The sequence below is a fragment of the Bosea sp. AS-1 genome (assembly GCF_002220095.1).
Classification (GTDB): Bacteria; Pseudomonadota; Alphaproteobacteria; order Rhizobiales; family Beijerinckiaceae; genus Allobosea.
The window spans coordinates 2,987,776-3,007,708 of sequence record NZ_CP022372.1; the positions used below are offsets into that span (position 1 = coordinate 2,987,776).

Sequence of the window (19,933 nt, forward strand, 5' to 3'; positions counted from 1 at the left end):
TCATGGAGAGAGCATGGACCCCGTCAAGACAGCCATCTGGTGTATCGAAAGCCGCTTCACCGCCGAGCTCACGCTCGACGAGATCGCGCAGGTCAGCGGCGTCTCGCGCTTCCACCTCAGTCGCGCCTTCGGCGTGGCGACTGGCCGCTCGGTGATGCGCTATGTACGCGAGCGCCGACTGTCGGAGGCGGCGCGCCAGCTTGCTGACGGTGCGCCCGACATCCTCACGGTCGCACTCGACTGGGGTTATGGCTCCCACGAAGCCTTCACCCGCGCCTTTCGCGAGCAGTTCGGCGTCACGCCGGAAGAGCTGCGCGCCCGGCGCGACCTGTCCTCGCTTGCCCTCGTGGAGCCCCTGCCCATGCATGACATCACCCCCGCCCCCATCGCCGAGCCACGGATCGTCACAGGCAAGCCACTGCTGATCGCCGGCTTCAGCGGCCATTTCTCGATGGACAAGACCCAAGGCATCCCGCTGCTCTGGCAGAAGATCGCCCCGCATTTCGGCCATATCCCAGGCCAGCGCCGCTATGTTGCCTATGGCGCGAGCTACAATTGCGACGAGAACGGCGCCTTCGACTATATCGCAGGAACCGAGGTTTCGTTTTTCGGCGACCTGACCGACGAATTCGCGCGGCTGAGCGTGCCGGAGCAGCTCTATGCCGTGTTCGAGCATCGCGGCCATATCACCGGAATCGCGCAGACCTACCAGGCGATCTGGCAGGACTGGTTCCCGAAATCCGGTCGTGAGCCCGAGATGGGCGTGACGCTGGAGCGCATGGACGAGCGTTTCGATGGCGCCACCGGCAATGGAATTGTCGAGATCTGGGTGCCGCTCAAGCGTTGACGGGCGGTTTCGTCTCGATCTTCGGCTTGCCATTCGGCTCGCCGGGCTGGATCAGCCCGGCTGACATGATGAGCTTGGCGCCGTCCTCGACCGAAATCGACAGCTCGACCACCTCGCGCCGCGGCAAATAGAAAAAGAAACCCGTGGTCGGGTTGGGCGTGCAAGGCAGGAAGACGCCGACCTGCTCGTTGCCATCCGGCAGGCTTTCGGCGATGTCGGACGCCGCCTCCTGCGCAATGAAGACGATCGACCACATGCCCGGCTGCGGGAACTGGACCATGCCCACCTTGCGGAACGAGGTGCCGGACTGGGAGAAGATCGTTTCGAAGACCTGCTTTACGCCCTTATAGAGGCTGCGGATCACCGGCATCCGGTCGAGAATCGCCTCGCCAGCGCCGATGAGCGAGCGCCCGACGAGATTGGCGGTGAGGAAGCCGAGTAGCGTCAGCCCGACGAAGCCGATGATCAGCCCGAAGCCGGGCACCGGATAAGGCAGATAGGAATCGGGCAGGTACGAGTTCGGGATGAGCGGCTTCACCAGACCGTCGATGAAGTTGATGAACCACCAGGTCACCGAAGCCGTAATGGCAAGCGGGGCGGCGATAACCAGCCCCGTCAAAAAATATCGTCGCAACCGCGCGCCCCAGGTCGGACGCAGGATTTCCGTCGGCAGGACGAGGCGCGGATCGGGCAGCCCGCCAGTCATTCGTTTCCCCAGCTCACCGGCGCGACCTTTCGCTCGCTTGAAGGCGCAGTATCGCGCCGCGATATGACAAGATAAGCGAGGCCATGGCATCTGCCAGCCCCGATATCGACACAAGCAAGGACGAGGCCGTGGACAATGTCGACCCGCCGCGGGGCCGCTGGTCGCGGCCGCTGCTGTTCGCGCTGGGCTGGGTCTTCACGGCGCTCGGCGTAGCCGGGCTCGTCCTGCCCCTGATGCCGGGAACGGTATTCCTGATTCTTGCGGCCTGGTGCTTCTCGCGATCCTCGCCGCGCTTCGAGGCTTGGCTGGTCGGCCACCCGAAACTCGGGCCGCATGTCCTGCGCTGGCGCGAGACGGGCGCCATCGCACGGCGGGCGAAATACCTCGCCTGCGGCTCGATGGCGCTGAGCTTCATCCTGCTGACGCAGACCTCGGCGCCACCGATCGCGCTGGCCGTGACCGCGATCTGCCTGATCGGCGCGGGAGCCTACGTCTCATCCCGGCCTGAAAGCTGATGCTCGACACCGCCGATGACGACGGGTGTCGATCGCTTTCGGTCACTCCACCGTGACGGATTTCGCCAGATTGCGCGGCTGATCGACGTCCTTGCCCATGAAAACGGCCGTTTGATAGGCAATCATCTGGATCGGCAGAGCGTAGACGATCGGCGCGAAGACCGGATCCATGTCCGGCATGACGATCGTCGCCTCGGGCTCGATGCCACACTCGGCGGCACCCTTCGCGTCGGTGATCAGGATAATGCGGCCACCGCGCGCCGCGACCTCCTGCATGTTGGAGGCGGTTTTCTCGAAGAGCGCGTCGTGCGGCGCGACCACGATGACCGGCATATCCTCGTCGATCAGCGCGATCGGGCCATGCTTAAGCTCACCCGCCGCATAACCTTCCGCGTGGATGTAGCTGATTTCCTTAAGTTTTAGCGCGCCTTCCAACGCCAGCGGGAAGCTCGTGCCCCGGCCGAGATAGAGCACGTCCTTGGCCTTGGAGAGCTCGCGCGAGAGCATCTCCACCTGCGGCTCGATCTCGAGGACCTTGGTCATCAGGCCCGGCAGCGCGATCAGATCCCGGACATACCCCGCCTCTTCTTCCGCTGAAATCGTGCCACGCGCCCGCGCCGCCGACAGGGCGAGACAGGCGAGCGCCGTCAGCTGGCAGGTAAAGGCCTTGGTCGAAGCGACGCCGATCTCCGGACCGGCGAGCGTCGGAGCGACAACGTCGCTCTCACGCGCGATGGTCGATGTCTGCATATTGACCACCGAGAGGATGGCCTGTGCCTGCTTGCGGGCATATTGCAGGCAGGCGAGCGTGTCGGCGGTCTCGCCGGACTGCGAGATGAACAGCGATAGCCCCCCCTCTGGAAGCGGCGGCTCGCGGTAGCGAAATTCCGAGGCGACGTCGATCTCGACCGGCAGCCGGGCCAGTCGTTCGAACCAGTATTTGGCGGTCAGCCCGGCATAATACGCCGTACCACAAGCCGACATCGAGACACGCGAGAGCTTTGCCCAGTCGACCCCGTCGACCGACCGCAAGGCCCCGGCCGCCATGTCGAGATAGTGCGTCAGCGTATGGCCGACCACCTCCGGCTGCTCGTGAATTTCCTTCGACATGAAGTGCCGGTGGTTGCCCTTGTCCACCAGCAATGCGCCGGCGGCCACCTGACGGGCGCGGCGCTCGACCTGCTGGTTGCTCCGGTCATAGAAGGTGGCGCCACGGCGGTTGAGGACAACCCAATCGCCTTCCTCGAGATAGGCGATCAGATTGGTGAAGGGGGCGAGCGCCACGGCGTCGGAGCCCAGATACATCTCACCGTCACCGAGGCCGACCGCCAGCGGCGGCCCATTGCGCGCGCCGATCAGCAGGTCCTCCTCGCCCTGGAAGAGGAAAGCGAGCGCGAAGGCGCCGCGCAGGCGTGGGAGACAATGCGCGACCGCCTCGACCGGGCCGAGGCCCCGATCCATGGCGCGTGTGACGAGCTGAGCGACGACCTCGGTATCGGTCTGGGTCTCGAAGCCATAGCCATCGGCTTCGAGCTCCGTCTTCAGCTCGCGGAAATTCTCGATGATTCCGTTATGGACGACCGCGAGCTTTGCGGTCGCATGCGGGTGGGCATTGGTCTCGTTGGGCCTGCCGTGGGTCGCCCAGCGCGTATGGCCGATGCCGATCAGCCCTTCGAGCGGCTCGTTTGACAGCCGGACCTGGAGATTCTGGAGCTTGCCTTCGGCACGACGCCGGGAGAGCTGGCCAGCTTCCAGCGTTGCAACGCCGGCGGAATCATAGCCGCGATATTCCAGTCGCCGCAGCGCCTCGAATATCTGCGTCGCCACCGCTTCCTTGCCCAGAATCCCGACGATGCCGCACATGAGCGACCCCTCCAGCCGTTGCTATCGGCCAAGCGCATAGCTGCGAAACGAGCGTGTGCCCAATCACTATGCGTGACGAACTGTGAATGGAAACCTGCGAACTCTGCGCGCTTTCGCGCCTATTCCGCCGCTTTCTTGGCTGCCTTGCGCGCCATCGCCGCGGTGCGGAAGGCCTTGGCCCACCCCTCCTTCTCGGCCTGGCGGGCGCGGCCAAGGGCGAGAGCGTCCGGCTTGACGTCTCCGGTGATGACGGAGCCGGAGCCGATATAGGCTCCCGCTCCGACCGTGACGGGGGCGACGAGCGAGGAATTCGAGCCGATGAAGGCGCCCTCTCCGATCGTCGTCCGCGCTTTGAAGAAGCCGTCATAGTTACATGTAATGGTGCCCGCGCCGATATTTGCCGCAGCGCCGACCGATGCGTCGCCGATATAGGTCAGGTGATTGACCTTGGCGCCGACACCAATCTCGGAGTTCTTGATCTCCACGAAATTGCCGGCCTTGGCCCGTTCCGCGAGCTTCGCTCCGGGGCGCAGGCGGGCAAAGGGGCCAACGATGGCTCCAGGCCCGATCTCGGCGCCCTCGAAATGCGAAAAGGCGTGGATCACGGCGCCATCGGCAATGCTGACGCCGAGGCCGAACACACAGTTCGGTTCGATCAGGACATCGCTGCCGACTTGCGTATCGAAGCTGAAGAAGACGGTTTCGGGCGCCATCAGCGTCGCCCCTCCCTTCATCACCGCGAGCCGCTTGCGCTGCTGAAACTCGGCCTCGGCCGTGGCAAGCTGCACCCGGTCGTTGACACCGTGGACCTCGCTTTCGGGAGCACGCAGCACCTTGGCATGGAGCCCGCGCGCCCGTGCGATCGCGACGGCGTCGGTCAGATAGAACTCGCGCTGGGCATTGTGGTCGCCGATCGCTTCGAGAATCTCCAGCGCGTGCTCGCCGGAGAGCGCCATCAGCCCCGCATTACAGAGCTTGATCGCGCGCTGCGCTCCGGTTGCGTCCTTGTGCTCGACGATCTCTTCCAGTTCGCCATCGCGCTCGACGAGCCGGCCATACCCGGTCGGGTCTACGGCCTCGAAGCCGAGCACCACAACCGCGGCTCCGGTTGCGAGCCCGGCGCGCAGCGCAGCGAAGGTCTCCGGCCGCACCAAGGGCGTGTCGGCAAAGGCCACGATCACGTCATCATAACCGCGACGCAGGCTCTCCCGCGCCGCCAGCACCGCATGAGCTGTCCCGCGCCGCTCCCGCTGGATCGCGAGTTCCGCCGCGGGGAAACGGGTGGCCGCTTCACGAGCAACCTCCGGCCGATCCGGCCCGATCACCACCGTCGCAGCTTCGGCGCCCGCAGCGGCAACGGCCGATAACGCATGGCCGAGCAACGAAAGCCCGCCGACCTCGTGGAGCACCTTGGGGCGCTGGGATTTCATGCGTGTGCCCTCGCCCGCCGCCAGAACGATGGCGAGGCACGACCGGGCAGGCTGCATTTCGGTCATGTTTTTCGGTTCCTTTGCGGATCGGCCGCACAAGCTGCGGTCGATCCGGCGCATGATGGCGTTGCAGGGCGCGTGGATAGCCGATCCGCGCGACATTTGCCAAAGTCTATCGCATGACCGAAGGGGCGAGATTATGAAAACCGACACGACGCCGGTCGGCTGACCGGCAACCGCATCATCCGAAAGCATATCTGGCGAGATTTCCGCTCGTCGGCGCTTTTCACCCGCATTGGAAATGCTCTAGAAGCGCGGAGGACGAGGGCGTCGTCCGCGTAGTTTGGACCACATGGCGAAGTCTTTGAATCGCAGACAATTTCTGGAAGCCGCAGCGGGCGGAGCGGCGCTGGCGTCGCTGTCGGCTTCTGCATCGGCCCAAACGCCGACTGGCGCGGCCGCCTTCAACATCCCGACACTGAATGACGGGCAGCGTTTCGACCCCGCGCTGGTCGTCGAGGCAGCTCGGATGCTGGCGCAAAAACCCTTGCTCCCCCTGGCGGCGACGGATCTGCCGGAGGGCTATGCCACCCTGCCGTTCGATCAGTACTCCAGCATCCGGATGCAGCCCGGGGCCACGATCTGGGCGGGCGAGAATCGCGGCTTCACCGTCGAGCCGCTGCATCGGGGCTACGTCTTCTCCAATCCGGTCAGCCTGTTCACGGTCGAGGACGATGTGATTCGCCGCGTTCCGTTCGATCGCAGCAAATTCGACTACGGCCGGGTCGCACCGCCACCGGACGGCGCCGACCTGCAGTTTTCCGGCATGCGCATCTCGACCGGGCTGGAGCGGCCTTTCGAAGTGGCGAGCTTTCAGGGCGCCACCTTCTTCCGCGCCATCGCCCGCGGCCAGAATTTCGGCGCCATGGCCCGCGCCCTGATCCTGCGCCCAGGCGAGCAACGCGGCGAGGAGATTCCGTTTTTCCGGGCCTTCTGGATCGAGCGGCCTAATCCGGCGACGGCTGCCCTGGTCATCCACGGACTGCTCGATTCGGAAAGTGTGAGCGGCGCGGTGCGAATGACGCTCAGGCCTGGCGACGTCACCTATATCGATGTCGAGACCACTCTGTTTCCGCGGCAGGCGCTCGACCATGTCGGCTTCGGTTGCGCGACCGGTACCTTCCTCTTCGGTCCGCAAAGCCGGCGCACCTTCGATGATGTCCGCCCCTCCGTCTACGAGGTCTCGGGCGTGCAGATGCAATCGGGCGGCGGCGAGTGGATCTACCGCCCTGTCAACAACCCCGCCGCGCTACAGGTCTCGTCTTTCGTCGACCAGAATCCGAAGGGCTTCGGGCTGGTGCAGCGCGAGCGCGACGCGGCTGCGTTCCAGGACGACGACCAGCGTTTCGAGCTGAGGCCCAGCGTCTGGATGCAACCGCTCGGCGACTGGGGCGCCGGTTCGGTCCAGCTGATCGAGATCCCGAGCGATTCGGAGCCGAACCGGAACATCATCATGTACTGGCGGCCAAAGCAGCCGCTCGCCGCCGGCGCCGAGGCGACCATGAGCTATCGCCAGGCCTGGTGCTGGCAGCCGCCCGACCGGCCGGAACTCGCCATCGCGACCCGCATGCGGCAGGGCAAGGGTTCGCAGGGCCGCCGGCGTCGCTTCCTCGTCGAGTTCACCGGCGACAAGCTGGCAGATGCCGGGGTGGTTGCCGCGACCCGCGCAGCGATCTCGACCCAGCCGGGCACGATCCAGAACGTCCGCCTGTGGCCGTACCCGGAGCGCAAGCTGATGCGCGTCGGCTTCGAGGTCGATCCGGGCAATGAAAATCTCTGCGAGCTCCGGCTCGTCCTGCAAGCCGGCGGTCAGGCCGTCTCGGAAACCTGGTTGAACCGATGGACGTGGTAACTGCGCCCCGCCCGAGCGCTGCGGCCTCAGAGATGCGCTCGATCGTCTCCCGCGAGCCCGCGACCCCGCCCGAGAGCCGGCTCGTCATGCCCGTGCAATCCTTCCGGCGCTGGAACGCGTCGGATCGCCGCAAGCCGGCTCAGCCGCGCAACTGGAAGACGCCCTGGCTACAGAGGCTCTTCGTCTTCGGTGGAGGATTGGCTCTCACCGCCTATGGCGCGTGGGAAATGTATCATGTCGTGTCGGTCAGCCGCACGACCTCGCTGCAGTACGTGTTGCTCGTGCTGTTCACGATCAACTTTTCCTGGATCGCGCTCGCCTTCACCAGTGCGGTGCTCGGCTTCTTCGGCGTGCTGTTCGGGGTCGGTCGCGCGGAACGGGCCGAGAGCCTGCAGCACCGCACCGTGGTGGTGATGCCGATCTACAACGAGTCCTCGGCGCGAACCTTCGCAGCGGTTGCCGCTATCCGCGAATCCGTGGAGGCGACGGGGCTCGGTGACCATTTCGACTATTTCATCGTCTCCGACACGACCAACCCCGATATCTGGGTCTCGGAGGAGCGTGCCTTCCTCGCCTTGCGCGAGCGACTGGGCCCCAATTCGCGGGTCTATTATCGCCACCGGCCAAAGAACCACCATCGCAAGGCCGGCAACATCGCGGATTTCGTAGCCCGCTGGGGCGGGCACTACGAAAACATGATCGTGCTGGACGCCGACAGCCTGATGACCGGAAGCTGCATCGTGCGCCTCGCCGCCGCGATGGAAGCCGATCCTGACGCCGGTATCATCCAGTCGCTGCCGCTGATCATCAATCGCAACACCTTCTTCGCGCGGCTCCAGCAATTCGCAGCGCGGGTCTATGGTCCCGTGATCGCGACAGGCCTCGCCATGTGGTCGGGCCGTGACGGCAACTATTGGGGCCACAACGCCATCATCCGGACGCGAGCCTTCGCCGAGCATTGCGGCCTTCCCGACCTGAAGGGCAAGCCGCCCTTCGGCGGCCACGTGCTCAGCCACGACTTCGTCGAGGCGGCGCTGATCCGCCGCGCCGGCTGGTCGGTCTACATGCTGCCCGATCTCACGGGATCCTATGAGGAGAGCCCGCCTTCGCTGATCGACATCTCGGTGCGCGACCGGCGCTGGTGCCAGGGCAATCTCCAGCATTCGCGCATCATCGGCGCGAAGGGCTTCGTCCTGCCGACGCGGCAGCATTTCGCCACCGGTATCATGGGCTATCTGGCTTCGCCCTTCTGGCTGATGCAGCTCGTCGTCGGTATCCTGATCGTGCTGCAGGTCAACTACGCGCGACCTGAGTACTTCACGCAGGAATTCACGCTCTTCCCGGTCTGGCCGCGGTTCGACCCCGAGCGCGCCTTGCGGTTGTTCGCGATCACCATGGCGATTCTGCTGGCGCCGAAGCTGTTCGGCCTGCTGCTGACTCTGTTCAACAACAAGCTGCGCCGTGCCGGAGGCGGCGCGATCCGGCTCATTCTGTCCTCGCTGATCGAGGTGCTGTTCTCCGCCTTCTTCGCGCCGATCATGATGCTGATCCAGTCGGGCTCGGTCTTCCAGATCCTGCTCGGGCGCGACACCGGCTGGAATCCGCAGCGGCGCGACGACGGCTCGATCCCATTCAACGACATCGTCCGCCGGCACCGCACTCATACGGTGCTGGGCGTGGTGACAGGCCTCTCGGCTTTCATGATCGCGACGTCGCTTTTCGCCTGGATGTCGCCGACGATCGTCGGCCTCGTGCTGGCGATTCCGCTGTCATGGGCTTCGGGGCAGCTCGCCATCGGTCTATGGCTCAAGCGCCGCGGCCTGTTGCTCACCCCGGAGGAAGGCGACCCACCATCGGTCGCACTGAGGGCGAACGAGTTGCAGACCGAATTCGCCAAGGCCGGCTTCGACGATGCCGACGGGCTGAAGGCGATCCATGCCGATGCCGAGCTCCGGCACGCCCACGAGCTGATGTTGCCCGACGCACAGCTTCGGCGTCGCGGCGAGATCGACCCGGAGCGCGCCGTGGCCCAGGCCAAGCTCGTCGACGCCGAGACCATCGAGGATGCCGCAATCTGGCTGAAGCCGAAGGAGCGCATGGTCGTGCTGCACGACCGCGCCTTGATCGGGCTTCTGTCGACCCTGCCGGCTGAGAGGGCCGAGAGCGCGGCCTGATCCGCGCCTCGCCTTTCACAGCCGCTTTGCGGTCAGGCCGATTCGAAAGCCACCATGCAGCCCAGCGCGTCCTCGGCCTGGACGAAGACCCTCTCCTCGTTCTGGATGAAGGGGATTCCGGCGGCCGTCAGCCGCTCGGCCACGGCCTCAAGATCGGGTACCGAGACACAGAAGCCCAGGAAGCGGGCCGGCGTCGTATCGGGCTCGACCTGATAGGCACCGAGTGCCGTTTCGGGATCGAGCACGTCGAGGCGGCCGCGCGGCAGGGCAAGGACGTAATCCTCGTTGCCTTCCAGCACTTCGGCGCCACCGCTGAAAGTGGTCAGAAAAGCGCGATGGGCGGCCGGATCATCGGCCAACATCACGGCAGACGCGAGCGCCGTCGCGCCATTCGTATGTTGCTGGAACTCCGTATTCCAGAAATTCTGCGGCTCGAACTGCTGGCAGACAAAGAAGCCGCATTCCGGCGCCTTGGGGTCTGTCGCGAAAGCGAGTTCGAAGGCGACCCGCACCGTCGAGCCGTCCGGCCGCTTGCCTTGCCGCTCGAAGAAGAAGGGCTCGTAATCCCCGATGCCGGCGGCCTTGAACGCAGCGGCATCGGCCTTGGCATCCTGGCTTTCAAGCACCAGCATCGAAAGCCCTTCCCCCTGCTCCGCCAACGCGTCGCGGACGAAGGCGCCAAAGGAGAAGGTCCTCTCGCCGGCCGGCGGAATGGCACCGGCATCTCCCACCGTCACCAGTTCGAGGAACGATCCAGGAAACTGGACGATCCGGTTTTCGGTGCCCCATGGATGACGATTGCGCGCACCGACCTTGAAGCCGAGCTTCTCATAGAGGGTTCCCGCCGCGTCGAGATCGCGGACGCCGATGACGAGATGGTCGAGGCCGCGAGGCGTGGAGACTGATGCAGGCATGGCAGACTCTTTCGGCAGGCTTGTCGGACCGGAAGGCTAGAGCATTTTCCGACGGCTTTGAAATGCCATTGCGACGCTCGCGTCGTCCTCCCTCACGGCTCGATGAAATGCGGCAGGAAGCGCGAGGTGTTCTTCGTGATCGGCGAGGCATCCTCGCGCATGCAGAGCCCGCAGGGCTGCGAGGCGACAAGCCAGGAGCCGAGCACCGCGTAATGGCCATCGTCTGAAAAAAGATTCGTCGCAGCATCCTGCAGGATATGGCCTTCGGCGCCATAGGGGCCGTCGTCGCTGTCGATGACCTGGCCGCGCTCCATCAGCGTGACATTGGCGCCCTCTCGCGAATAGAGTGGCTTGCGGACGTGGCGAGCCGAAAGCGTCGCACAGCGCGGGTCACCTTCGAAGAAGGCCGGCAGCAGGTTGGGATGGCCCGGCTCCATCTCCCAGAGGCAGGCGAGCAGTCCCTTGTTCGAGAGCAGCGCTTTCCAGGGCGGCTCGATGAACTGGCAGTGCGAACGGCTAAGCGCATCGCCATAGCGCTCACGAAACATCCATTCCCAGGGGTAGAGCTTGAACAGGGTCTCGATCGGCTGGTTTGCACCGTCGCAGAAGCGCCCATCCGTGAGCAAACCGATCTCCTCAATATAGGTGAAGCGGGCATCAAGCCCCGCCTGGACGGCGCAGTCCAACAGATAATCGACCGTGCCCTTGTCCTCGGCGCTACCCTGGACGCAGGTGAGATGCAGGCGGTAGGGCGACGGCGTGCGCAAGCCGCCGAAGGCAGCGATCAGCCGCTCATGCAGCGAGTTGAATTGGTCGCTGCCGGCGGGAATCGCCCCACGCGCCATCGCCTGCTCAAGCCAGTCCCATTGCACCACGCTCGATTCGAACAGGGCAGTCGGCGTATCGGCATTGTATTCGAGCAGCTTCGCGGGGCCATGCCCGTCATAGGCGAGGTCAAGGCGGCCATAGAGATTGCGCTCGCCGCGCTGCCAGCTTTCGCGGATATAGTCCCAATGCGCGGCCGGAATGGCGAGCTTGTTCAGGATTTCCTCGCTGCCGAGCGCCTTCTCGATGAAGACGAAGCAGAGTTCCTCGATCGCCTCTGTCGGCGCCTCGATGTCGCTCTCGATCTCAGCGAGGGTAAAGGCGAAGGCAGCGCTCTCGTCCCAATAGGTTTCGCCGTCGATGGTATGGAAAGCAAAGCCGAGACGCTCGACCTGTTCGATCCAGTCCGGGCGCGGTGGAACGGTGACCCGACGCATGTCACGATGATGAGTGCGAGGAAAAGGAGCGGGCGAAAGAGCCGAAGCCGCCCCGCGACGCGACGCTGGTCGTCGAGCTCACGCCCCGCATACTGGTCGGCGTGACGGTGAAGCCGCGGCCGGTCGTGGTCGAATAGGCGCGCGAGCGGCTTCCCCCCGAGGAACCGCTGCCATAGGAGCCACCACTGCCCGATGACGACGAGGAGGTGGCGGCCCGCGCCTGCTGACATTCCGGCTGAGGAGACCCCGGCGGGCAGGTTGCGGCGGTCGGCGGCAGGAGCGGCTGCGCCTGAGCACCGGCCAGCCCCCGCGCCAGCATGAAGCCGGCCAGAGCAGGGATGAAATATTGCGCGCCGCCGATGCTCGCCGTCGAGCAGCCGTTGGTGCCGTATTGCACCTCGCATTCGTTCTGCGTGCTGTATTTCGGCGCATCCTTGAGGCGTGCCGCGGCCGCTTCGGAGAAAGCCGTCTCGCATTGCTGCGCACTGAGCTGTCCGCCGGCACGGCAATCGCTCAGGCTGTTGTAGACGAGGCTTTCCTGCGTTTCCTCGCTGGAGCGCGACCAGATCGAGGCGACGAGTACGACACCGACGGCGGCCAATCCGATCTGCGTTGAGCGCTTCATGGCGTCACCTCAGATCGTCATGCTGGCGCCCGCCAGCGTGCCCGAAATGACGGCGATCACGGCCAACATGGCGGCCGACGGCAATCGATCCTCCGCGATCTTCCGGGAAAGGTCCGGGATCACGATCCGCGCGAGGCCATAGGCCGCGAACTGGACGAGCATCGCCGCGACGGCCCAGAGCACGCAGTCGGGAATGCTGCTCGCTTGTGCGATCGCCTTTTCAAGCGGAACGGCGAAGCCGACGAGATTACCACCGAGAGCGATGGCGGCCGAGAGGTTGCCGCTGCGGATCAGGGCGATCTCGTCATGTGCCGTCATACGAAGATAGATCACCGCGAAGGCCGCAATGAGCGCCGTGCCGACGACGAAGTAGAGCAAAAATGCGGGCAAACCCGCCATTGAGATCGTCATGCCCCGCCCCCAGCCAGGTCGCGCCCTGCCTCACTATAGGCGAGTGACTGTCGAGCGCTATCGGGAGCTAGTCGAAAAAGCTGCGCCTGCCATCATCTAAAGCTAGGATGCGCGACATGACGACCCGAGAAGCCTGCTGCAGCTGCGGCCAGCTGCGTGTCATTTGCCAGGGAGAGCCGGTCACCGTCGCGCTCTGCCATTGCCGCGAGTGTCAGAGACGAACCGGGAGCGCCTACGGCATCGCCGCTTTCTTCGCGCGGGCGGACGTCCTCGTTTCGGGAACCTACCTCGACTACGACCGGCCTGCCGACAGCGGCTTCCGTGTCCTGCATCATTTCTGCCCGAGCTGCGGCAGCACGGTCTTCTGGGAACCGTCCCGCAAGCCGGAGACGGTCGCCGTGGCGGTCGGGGCCTTTGCCGCCCCCGATTTCCCCGCCCCCCGGAAAGCCGTTTTCGAGCAGCACCGCCACCCCTGGGCGGCGGTTGTCCTCGATCGATAGGCCAAAGATCAGACCAGGCGGCTCTGGACGACCGCGGCCTCGATGAAGCTCGCGAAGAGCGGATGCGGCTCGAAGGGACGCGACTTCAGCTCGGGGTGATATTGCACGCCGATGAACCAGGGGTGGTCGGGGTACTCGACCGTCTCCGGCAGCAGCCCGTCCGGCGAGACGCCACTGAAACGCATGCCCTGCGCCTCGAGCCGCTGGCGATAGTTCATGTTGACCTCGTAACGGTGGCGATGGCGCTCCGAGATTTCGGTCGAACCGTAGATCTTCGCGATCTTGGTGTCGGGCAGGAGCTGCGAGGCATAAGCGCCGAGCCGCATCGTGCCGCCGAGATCTCCACCGGCGGCGCGCTGCTCCAGCTCGTTGCCCTTCAGCCATTCGGTCATCAGGCCGACGACCGGCTCCTTGGTCTCGCCGAATTCGGTCGAGCTGGCTTCCTCGATGCCGGCGAGCGAACGAGCCGCCTCGATGACCGCCATCTGCATGCCGAAGCAGATGCCGAAATAAGGTACCTTGCGCTGGCGGGCGAAGGTCGCCGCCTTGATCTTGCCCTCGGCACCGCGATAGCCGAAGCCGCCCGGAACGAGGATGCCGTGGACATGCTCTAGGAAGGGCGCCGGGTCCTCCTTCTCGAAGACCTCGGATTCGATCCAGTCGAGATTGACCTTGACGTTGTTGGCGATGCCGCCATGGGTCAACGCCTCGATGAGGGACTTATAGGCGTCCTTCATGCCGGTGTATTTGCCGACGACGGCGATGGTGACCTCGCCTTCGGGATTCTTCACCCGGTCGGAGATGCGCTTCCAGTTCGAGACGTCAGGCTCTGTCGTGGCGTCGAGGCCGAAGGCGGCGAGCACCTCGGTGTCGAGCCCTTCCGCGTGATAAGACAGCGGCACGTCATAGATCGAGGCGACGTCGCGGGCCTCGATGACCGCGGTCTCCCTGACATTGCAGAACAGCGCGAGCTTGCGGCGCTCCTCGCGCGGAATCTCGCGGTCGGTGCGGCAGAGCAGGATGTCCGGCTGGATGCCGATCGAGCGCAATTCGGCGACCGAATGCTGGGTCGGCTTGGTCTTCAGCTCGCCGGCGGTCGGGATGTAGGGCAGCAGCGTCAAGTGGACGAAGATGCACTGGCCACGTGGCAGTTGCTGGTTGGTCTGGCGGATAGCTTCGAGGAAGGGCAGGCTCTCGATGTCGCCGACCGTGCCGCCGATCTCGACCAGGGTGAAGTCGTAATCCTCGTTGCCATCGAGGATGAACTCCTTGATCGCGTTGGTGACGTGCGGGACGACCTGGATGGTGGCGCCGAGATAGTCGCCACGGCGCTCCTTGGTCAGGATGTCCATGTAGATGCGGCCGGTGGTGATGTTGTCGCCCTTGTTGCAGGGCCGGCCGGTGAAACGCTCGTAATGGCCGAGATCGAGATCGGTCTCGGCGCCATCATCGGTGACGAAGACCTCGCCATGCTGATACGGACTCATCGTGCCCGGATCGACATTGAGGTAGGGGTCGAGCTTGCGCAGGCGGACCTTGTAGCCACGCGCCTGCAGAAGGGCTGCGAGAGCCGCCGCCGCCAGGCCTTTGCCAAGCGAGGACACCACGCCGCCGGTGATGAAAACATACCGCGTCATGGGAATTCACCTCTATCGCCACGGGTTCGATTCGCTAAGCGCAAGCATTGCAGTCCCGACCTGCTCTGCGCGCTTGTCCACAAAAGAGAGGGCCGGTCGCCCGGCCCGTCTCCACACAAAAGAGAAGGGCCGGTTTCCCGGCCCTGCCCTGGTTATTGCTGCGGTGCCGCTGGCGGCGCCGGGGTCGGCGGCTGTGCGCCGCCTTGCGTCTGGTTCTGGAGCTGGCGGAGCTGATCGAGCACGCCGCCGGCATTGGGCGCGCTCGGCGCCGCAGGCTGGCCCGGATTGGCCGGAGCGGTCGTCGCCGGGGCGCCGTCGATGATCGAGCGCTGCACACGGCCGCGATTGGCCATGACGGCCAGCACGATCGAAGTCAGGAAGAACAGGCCCGCGAGGATCGCAGTCGCCCGCGTCAGCGCATTCGCCTGGCCGCGGCCAGTCATGAAACCGCCGACGCCACCGCCGCCGGAGCCCATGCCAAGCCCGCCGCCTTCGGAGCGTTGCAGCAGCACAACGCCGACGAGCGCGACGACGATGATCAGATGGATAACGATGAGAACGTTCTGCATGATCTCACGAAATGGGCATGGCGCGGGCCACCGCCAAGGGCCACCCGCTCCTCCTCGAAAGGTCGAGGCGAATTCGGCGGCGCACATAGCACGGGGTTTCCGGCTGCGCCACCCCTCGACGACAGGCGAATTGTCTCGCCCTTCAGCCGGCGCAGGCCCGCGCGATCGCCAAAAACTCCTCGGCCTTGAGGCTGGCACCGCCCACAAGCGCCCCGTCGACATTGGCAACGCTCATCAATTCGGCCGCGTTCGAGGGCTTGACCGAGCCGCCATAGAGGAGCCGGACGCCGGCTGCGGCAGCCTTGCCGACGATCCGCGCCAGATCCGCGCGGATCGAGGCGTGCATCTCCGCAACGTCGGCGGCGGTCGGCGTCAGCCCGGTGCCGATCGCCCAGACCGGCTCATAGGCGACGACAAGGCTCGCGGCATCGAGCCCTTCCGGCACCGAGCCCTTGAGCTGCTTGCGTATCACGGCCAGCGCCTTGCCGGCCTCGCGCTCGGCCCGCGTCTCGCCGACGCAGACGATCGGCACCAGAAGCGCCTTGCGCGCCGCCTCGGCCTTGGCACGAACCGTCGCATTGTCCTCGCCATGGAGCGTGCGCCGCTCGGAATGGCCGACGATGCAGAAGCTCGCGCCGGCATCCGCCAGCATCGCCGCCGAAACCTCGCCGGTGAAGGCGCCGGCAGGCTGGAGGCTGCAATCCTGCCCGCCGCTCGCGATGCGCGAGCCGATCAACGCGGCCGTAGCGGTGAAAAGCAGGGTCGAAGGCGGGCAGATCGCCAGGTCGACGGCGGCCTTGAGCGAGGCGTCGTAGCCGCGGGCGACTTCGGTCGCGATGGCGAGGTCGGCCTTCAGCCCGTTCATCTTCCAGTTGCCGGCCACCAGCGGCCTGATGCTGCGCGTCACGTCTGCTTTCCTCCGGATTTGCTCGGACCGGCTCTACCAATGCCCGGCTGGCGCCGCAATCTCATGAGAAGCGGCCAGGGATTCCACGGCGACGATTGCGGCTTTCGCCGCCGGTTCCTATAAGCAGCGCCGACAAAACGCGCGCGGTTCCGGTTTCGCGCCACGAACGGGTTCAGGGAAAGACAGTTTCCATGATGATGCAGGGCATCCGCAAGGCGGGACAGGGTTTCCTCGGAAAGCTCGTCATCGCCATCATGTTCGGCTTCCTCATCATCTCCTTCGCGATCTGGGGCGTGGGCGACATCTTCCGCGGCTATGGCCGCAACGAAGTCGCGAAGATCGGCAAGACCGAGATCAGCGTCGAGCAGGTGCGCAACGCCTACCAGACCGAGATCCAGAACCTGATCCGTCAGCAGCGCCGGCAGATCTCACCCGAAATGGCGCGTGCACTCGGCCTCGACCGGCAGGTCCTCTCCCGCCTCGTCAGCGAAGCGACGCTCGACCAGACCGCGCAGAACATGGGGCTCGCGGTCTCCGACGAAACGATTCGCAACCTGATCTTCGACGATCCGGTCTTCCGCGACGCCTCCGGTCAGTTCTCGGCCGCACGCTTCAACGAGTTGCTGCGCTCCAACGGCTATAGCGAGCAGAGCTATGTCTCGCTGCAGCGCGCCACGATCCTGCGCCAGCAGGTCGCCGAGCTGGTCTCAGGCGGCCTGACTGTGCCGACGGCCCTGCAGGAAATTGGCAACCGCCTGCGCAACGAGAAGCGCGCGGTCACCTTCGCCCGCCTGCCGGCAAGCGCCGCCGGCGAGATCGCCGCGCCGACGGAAGACCAGCTCAAGACCTTCTACAACGACCGCAAGATCGCCTTCCGCGCGCCGGAGTACCGGACCGCGGCGATCCTCGCGATCACCGCTGATGCAGTCGCCGATCCGACCAAGGTCACCGACGACGAGGCAAAGGCCCGCTATGAAGCCCTGAAGGCGCAGCGCTTCACCACGGCCGAGACCCGCACGGTCGAGCAGATCCCCTTCCCCAACGCCGAGGAGGCGCAGGCCGCCAAGGCCAAGATCGACGGCGGCGAGACCTTCGACGAGATCGCGACCGAGCGGAACGTCGCCTTCAAAGACCTGACGCTCGGCACTTTCACACGCGACCAGATCTTCGACGCCGCCGTGCGCGAAGCCGCCTTCGCCCTCGCGCAGGGCGCCGTCAGCGCCCCCGTGCAAAGCGCCTTCGGCACTGTGCTGCTGCGCGTCAGCAAGATCGACCCTCAGCATGTGCGCCCCTATGAAGAGGTTGCCGAGGAGGTGAAGAAGGAGATCGCGACGGGCCGGGCCTCGAGCCGCATCACCGAGCTCCACGACAAGATCGAGGACGAACGCGCCTCCGCGAAGCCGCTGGCCGAGATCGCGAAGCAGTTCAACCTGCAGCTGCGTAACGCCGGCCCGATGAGCCAGGGCATGACCAAGCCGGACGGCTCGCAGGAGCAGGCTCTCCCCGGTGCCGATGCCACGCTGCGCGCGATTTTCGCCTCCGATATCGGTGTCGACAACGAGGCGATCCGCCTTCCCCAGAACGCCGGCTACGTCTGGTTCGACGTCACCAAGATCGACCCGTCGCGCGATCGTGGATTCGACGAGGTCAAGGGCGAAGTCGAGACACAATGGCGTGCTGACGAGACGGCGACCAAGCTTTCGACCAAGGCACGCGAGCTGGTCCAGCGGCTCGACAAGGGCGAGGCCTTCGCCACGGTCGCAGCCTCCGCCGGGTTGACGGTCCAAACCGCCGCCGACGTCGCGCGGCAGGATCAGCGGCCCGAACTGCCGGCCAATGTCGTCACCCAGGTTTTCGGCACCGCTGCCGGCAAGGCCAATTCGGCTGCCGGCGCCGATGGTGGGCGCATCCTGTTCAAGGTCGATTCGGCCACGGTGCCGCCTTACGTCCGCACGACGCAGGAAGCGGACAACTTCGTGCGCCTGCTCTCGGCCAATCTGAGCGAAGGTCTTCTGCTGCAATACGTCGCGGAGCGGCAGGCCAAGCTCGGGGTCAGCATCAACGAGGCGGCCTTCCGCAACGCCACAGGCGGAGCTCAGAATTGACGATGCAGCCCATCGACGAGTTCGAGCGCTTCGCGCAGACCTACGAGACGGGCGCTCCCCAGCTTCTGCGCAGGGTCCTGGTCGGCGATTGCGAGACGCCGGTCGCCGCCTTCCTGAAGCTCCGGCACGCCACGGCTGGCCCGGCCTTCCTGCTGGAATCGGTCGAGGGTGGTGCGGTCCGCGGCCGCTACTCGATGATCGGGCTGGAGCCTGACCTGATCTGGCGCTGCCACCACGGGCAGGCTGCGATGTGCCGGCCGGCGCTGGGCGAGGCTTTTCTCGACGATCCCCGCCCCGCTTTCGAGAGCCTGCGCGCCTTGCTGGCCGAGAGTGCCATCCCCGAAGCCGAGGGTCTGCCGCCCATGGCCGCCGGAGTGTTCGGCTATCTCGGCTATGACATGGTGCGTCTGATGGAACGCCTGCCGGAGCCGAAGGAGACCGGAACCGGTGTCCCGGACGCGATCCTGACCCGGCCGACGCTGATGGTGGTTTTCGACGCAGTGCGCGACGAGATCCATATCGTCACGCCGGTTCGGCAGCAGCCCGGCATCGCTGCACGCCACGCCTATGAGCGGGCGCAGGAGCGGATCGAAGCGATCGCACAAGCGCTGGAAGGCGCCCTGCCCGCCGAGGCAGACATCGACATCGCCAACCTGCCTGAGCCGGTCACCACCTCGAACACGAGCGAGGCTGAATATCTCGAGATGGTGGCCAAGGCGAAGGAGTACATCCGCGCCGGCGACATCTTCCAGGTCGTGCTGTCGCAGCGCTTCGAGGCTCCTTTCGCACTGCCGCCGTTTACGCTCTACCGGGCCCTGCGCCGCGTCAATCCGGCACCCTTCCTCTGCTATCTCGACTTCGTGGACTTCCAGATCGTCTGCTCGAGCCCCGAGATCCTCGTGCGGCGGCGGGATGACACGGTGACGATCCGCCCGATCGCCGGCACGCGCCGACGCGGCGCAACCCCGGCCGAGGACGAAGCGCTGGCGGAGGAGCTGCTGGCCGATCCGAAGGAGCGTGCCGAGCATCTCATGCTGCTCGATCTCGGCCGCAACGATGTCGGCCGCGTGGCTGAAATCGGGACCGTCAAGGTCACCGATTCCTTCTTCATCGAGCGCTACAGCCAGGTGATGCACATCGTCTCGAACGTGGAAGGGACAATCGACCCGCGCCACGATTCGCTCGCGGCGCTGATCGCAGGCTTCCCGGCCGGGACCGTCTCGGGTGCCCCCAAAGTCCGGGCGATGGAGATCATCGACGAACTCGAGCGGGATGCACGTGGCGCCTATGCCGGATGCATCGGCTACTTCGGCGCCAATGGCGAGATGGACACCTGCATCGTCCTGCGCACCGCCGTGGTGAAGGATAGCAAGATGCACGTCCAGGCCGGTGCGGGCATCGTCTACGATTCCAACCCTGCTTCCGAGCAGGAGGAGTGCATAAACAAGGCCAAGGCGCTCTTTCGAGCAGCCGAAGAGGCGATCCGCTTCGCGGCCCGAAGCGGACGTGGGCAGTAGCCCTCCCTGAAATGCGAACCGCCCGGCTGGAGATGCAGC

17 protein-coding genes are annotated in these 19,933 nt (G+C 65.5%); 7 read left to right on the forward strand and 10 right to left on the reverse strand.

Annotated elements, in window-relative coordinates; all coding sequences use genetic code 11:
* Positions 1-13: 13 nt before the first annotated feature.
* Positions 14-847, forward strand: a complete 834-nt coding sequence (locus tag CE453_RS16010; RefSeq protein WP_089175493.1) for an AraC family transcriptional regulator — start codon at positions 14-16, stop codon at positions 845-847.
* Here CE453_RS16010 and CE453_RS16015 read toward each other — a convergent pair.
* Complete coding sequence (locus tag CE453_RS16015) at positions 837-1,553, reverse strand: DUF502 domain-containing protein (RefSeq protein ID WP_089175494.1); 717 nt, start codon at positions 1,551-1,553, stop codon at positions 837-839. The two genes, CE453_RS16010 and CE453_RS16015, sit on opposite strands and share 11 nt — an antisense overlap.
* Positions 1,554-1,636: 83 nt before the next feature.
* Between CE453_RS16015 and CE453_RS16020 the strand changes: the two genes are divergently transcribed.
* Positions 1,637-2,068: a YbaN family protein gene (locus CE453_RS16020; protein WP_089175495.1), complete on the forward strand. Its 432-nt coding sequence runs from the start codon at positions 1,637-1,639 to the stop codon at positions 2,066-2,068.
* A 42-nt stretch (positions 2,069-2,110) separates the two neighbouring features.
* On the opposite strand, the gene glmS is transcribed toward CE453_RS16020, so the two are convergent.
* Positions 2,111-3,931, reverse strand: coding sequence for a glutamine--fructose-6-phosphate transaminase (isomerizing) (gene glmS / locus CE453_RS16025; protein ID WP_089175496.1), 1,821 nt, complete (start codon positions 3,929-3,931; stop codon positions 2,111-2,113).
* Between the two features lie 119 nt (positions 3,932-4,050).
* The gene (gene glmU / locus CE453_RS16030; protein ID WP_089177934.1) at positions 4,051-5,418 is read right to left on the reverse strand and encodes a bifunctional UDP-N-acetylglucosamine diphosphorylase/glucosamine-1-phosphate N-acetyltransferase GlmU; all 1,368 of its coding nucleotides are present in this window, start codon (positions 5,416-5,418) and stop codon (positions 4,051-4,053) included.
* Positions 5,419-5,713: 295 nt separating this feature from the next.
* Between glmU and CE453_RS16035 the strand changes: the two genes are divergently transcribed.
* Both CE453_RS16035 and mdoH read left to right on the forward strand, forming a co-directional pair.
* Positions 5,714-7,273: an OpgD/OpgG family glucan biosynthesis protein gene (locus tag CE453_RS16035; protein WP_089175497.1), complete on the forward strand. Its 1,560-nt coding sequence runs from the start codon at positions 5,714-5,716 to the stop codon at positions 7,271-7,273.
* Between the two features lie 32 nt (positions 7,274-7,305).
* Complete coding sequence (gene mdoH / locus CE453_RS16040; protein WP_089175498.1) at positions 7,306-9,447, forward strand: glucans biosynthesis glucosyltransferase MdoH; 2,142 nt, start codon at positions 7,306-7,308, stop codon at positions 9,445-9,447.
* A 32-nt stretch (positions 9,448-9,479) separates the two neighbouring features.
* On the opposite strand, the gene CE453_RS16045 is transcribed toward mdoH, so the two are convergent.
* The 4 genes from CE453_RS16045 to CE453_RS16060 all read right to left on the reverse strand — a co-directional run bounded on the left by CE453_RS16045 (position 9,480) and on the right by CE453_RS16060 (position 12,659).
* The gene (locus tag CE453_RS16045) at positions 9,480-10,361 is read right to left on the reverse strand and encodes a VOC family protein (RefSeq protein WP_089175499.1); all 882 of its coding nucleotides are present in this window, start codon (positions 10,359-10,361) and stop codon (positions 9,480-9,482) included.
* 92 nt (positions 10,362-10,453) lie between these two features.
* A complete protein-coding gene (locus tag CE453_RS16050; protein ID WP_089175500.1) occupies positions 10,454-11,623 on the reverse strand; it encodes a glutathionylspermidine synthase family protein in 1,170 nt (389 codons plus the stop codon).
* 1 nt (position 11,624) lies between these two features.
* Positions 11,625-12,248 carry a DUF1190 domain-containing protein gene (locus tag CE453_RS16055; RefSeq protein WP_089175501.1) on the reverse strand — a complete coding sequence of 208 codons (624 nt, stop codon included), beginning with the start codon at positions 12,246-12,248 and terminating at the stop codon, positions 11,625-11,627.
* Positions 12,249-12,257: 9 nt separating this feature from the next.
* Entirely contained in the window at positions 12,258-12,659 is a 402-nt protein-coding gene (locus CE453_RS16060) for a DUF350 domain-containing protein (RefSeq protein WP_089175502.1), read from the reverse strand.
* 116 nt (positions 12,660-12,775) lie between these two features.
* Here CE453_RS16060 and CE453_RS16065 point away from each other — a divergent pair, with 116 nt between their 5' ends.
* Positions 12,776-13,159, forward strand: a complete 384-nt coding sequence (locus CE453_RS16065) for a GFA family protein (RefSeq protein WP_089177935.1) — start codon at positions 12,776-12,778, stop codon at positions 13,157-13,159.
* 8 nt (positions 13,160-13,167) lie between these two features.
* Here CE453_RS16065 and CE453_RS16070 read toward each other — a convergent pair whose 3' ends face one another.
* From CE453_RS16070 to tpiA, 3 genes are all read right to left on the reverse strand, one after another.
* Positions 13,168-14,796, reverse strand: a complete 1,629-nt coding sequence (locus CE453_RS16070) for a CTP synthase (protein WP_089175503.1) — start codon at positions 14,794-14,796, stop codon at positions 13,168-13,170.
* 152 nt (positions 14,797-14,948) lie between these two features.
* The gene (secG, locus tag CE453_RS16075; protein WP_089175504.1) at positions 14,949-15,365 is read right to left on the reverse strand and encodes a preprotein translocase subunit SecG; all 417 of its coding nucleotides are present in this window, start codon (positions 15,363-15,365) and stop codon (positions 14,949-14,951) included.
* A 142-nt stretch (positions 15,366-15,507) separates the two neighbouring features.
* The gene (tpiA, locus tag CE453_RS16080; RefSeq protein WP_089175505.1) at positions 15,508-16,272 is read right to left on the reverse strand and encodes a triose-phosphate isomerase; all 765 of its coding nucleotides are present in this window, start codon (positions 16,270-16,272) and stop codon (positions 15,508-15,510) included.
* 191 nt (positions 16,273-16,463) lie between these two features.
* On the opposite strand from tpiA, the gene CE453_RS16085 reads away from it, so the two are divergent.
* Both CE453_RS16085 and trpE read left to right on the forward strand, forming a co-directional pair.
* On the forward strand, positions 16,464-18,377 hold the full coding sequence (locus CE453_RS16085; RefSeq protein ID WP_089175506.1) for a SurA N-terminal domain-containing protein: 1,914 nt from the start codon (positions 16,464-16,466) through the stop codon (positions 18,375-18,377).
* 2 nt (positions 18,378-18,379) lie between these two features.
* Positions 18,380-19,894 carry an anthranilate synthase component I gene (trpE, locus tag CE453_RS16090; protein WP_089175507.1) on the forward strand — a complete coding sequence of 505 codons (1,515 nt, stop codon included), beginning with the start codon at positions 18,380-18,382 and terminating at the stop codon, positions 19,892-19,894.
* The last annotated feature ends 39 nt before the right edge of the window (positions 19,895-19,933 follow it).

Coding starts and splice junctions, on each gene's coding strand:
- CE453_RS16055 (WP_089175501.1), bottom strand. CDS start 12,248: ATGAAGCGCTCAACGCAGATCGGATTGGCCGCCGTCGGTGTCGTACTC.
- secG (WP_089175504.1), bottom strand. CDS start 15,365: ATGCAGAACGTTCTCATCGTTATCCATCTGATCATCGTCGTCGCGCTC.
- CE453_RS16020 (WP_089175495.1), top strand. CDS start 1,637: ATGGCATCTGCCAGCCCCGATATCGACACAAGCAAGGACGAGGCCGTG.
- CE453_RS16015 (WP_089175494.1), bottom strand. CDS start 1,553: ATGACTGGCGGGCTGCCCGATCCGCGCCTCGTCCTGCCGACGGAAATC.
- trpE (WP_089175507.1), top strand. CDS start 18,380: ATGCAGCCCATCGACGAGTTCGAGCGCTTCGCGCAGACCTACGAGACG.
- glmU (WP_089177934.1), bottom strand. CDS start 5,418: ATGCAGCCTGCCCGGTCGTGCCTCGCCATCGTTCTGGCGGCGGGCGAG.
- glmS (WP_089175496.1), bottom strand. CDS start 3,931: ATGTGCGGCATCGTCGGGATTCTGGGCAAGGAAGCGGTGGCGACGCAG.
- CE453_RS16050 (WP_089175500.1), bottom strand. CDS start 11,623: ATGCGTCGGGTCACCGTTCCACCGCGCCCGGACTGGATCGAACAGGTC.
- CE453_RS16070 (WP_089175503.1), bottom strand. CDS start 14,796: ATGACGCGGTATGTTTTCATCACCGGCGGCGTGGTGTCCTCGCTTGGC.
- CE453_RS16010 (WP_089175493.1), top strand. CDS start 14: ATGGACCCCGTCAAGACAGCCATCTGGTGTATCGAAAGCCGCTTCACC.
- CE453_RS16060 (WP_089175502.1), bottom strand. CDS start 12,659: ATGACGATCTCAATGGCGGGTTTGCCCGCATTTTTGCTCTACTTCGTC.
- CE453_RS16085 (WP_089175506.1), top strand. CDS start 16,464: ATGATGATGCAGGGCATCCGCAAGGCGGGACAGGGTTTCCTCGGAAAG.
- CE453_RS16035 (WP_089175497.1), top strand. CDS start 5,714: ATGGCGAAGTCTTTGAATCGCAGACAATTTCTGGAAGCCGCAGCGGGC.
- CE453_RS16065 (WP_089177935.1), top strand. CDS start 12,776: ATGACGACCCGAGAAGCCTGCTGCAGCTGCGGCCAGCTGCGTGTCATT.
- CE453_RS16045 (WP_089175499.1), bottom strand. CDS start 10,361: ATGCCTGCATCAGTCTCCACGCCTCGCGGCCTCGACCATCTCGTCATC.
- mdoH (WP_089175498.1), top strand. CDS start 7,306: ATGCGCTCGATCGTCTCCCGCGAGCCCGCGACCCCGCCCGAGAGCCGG.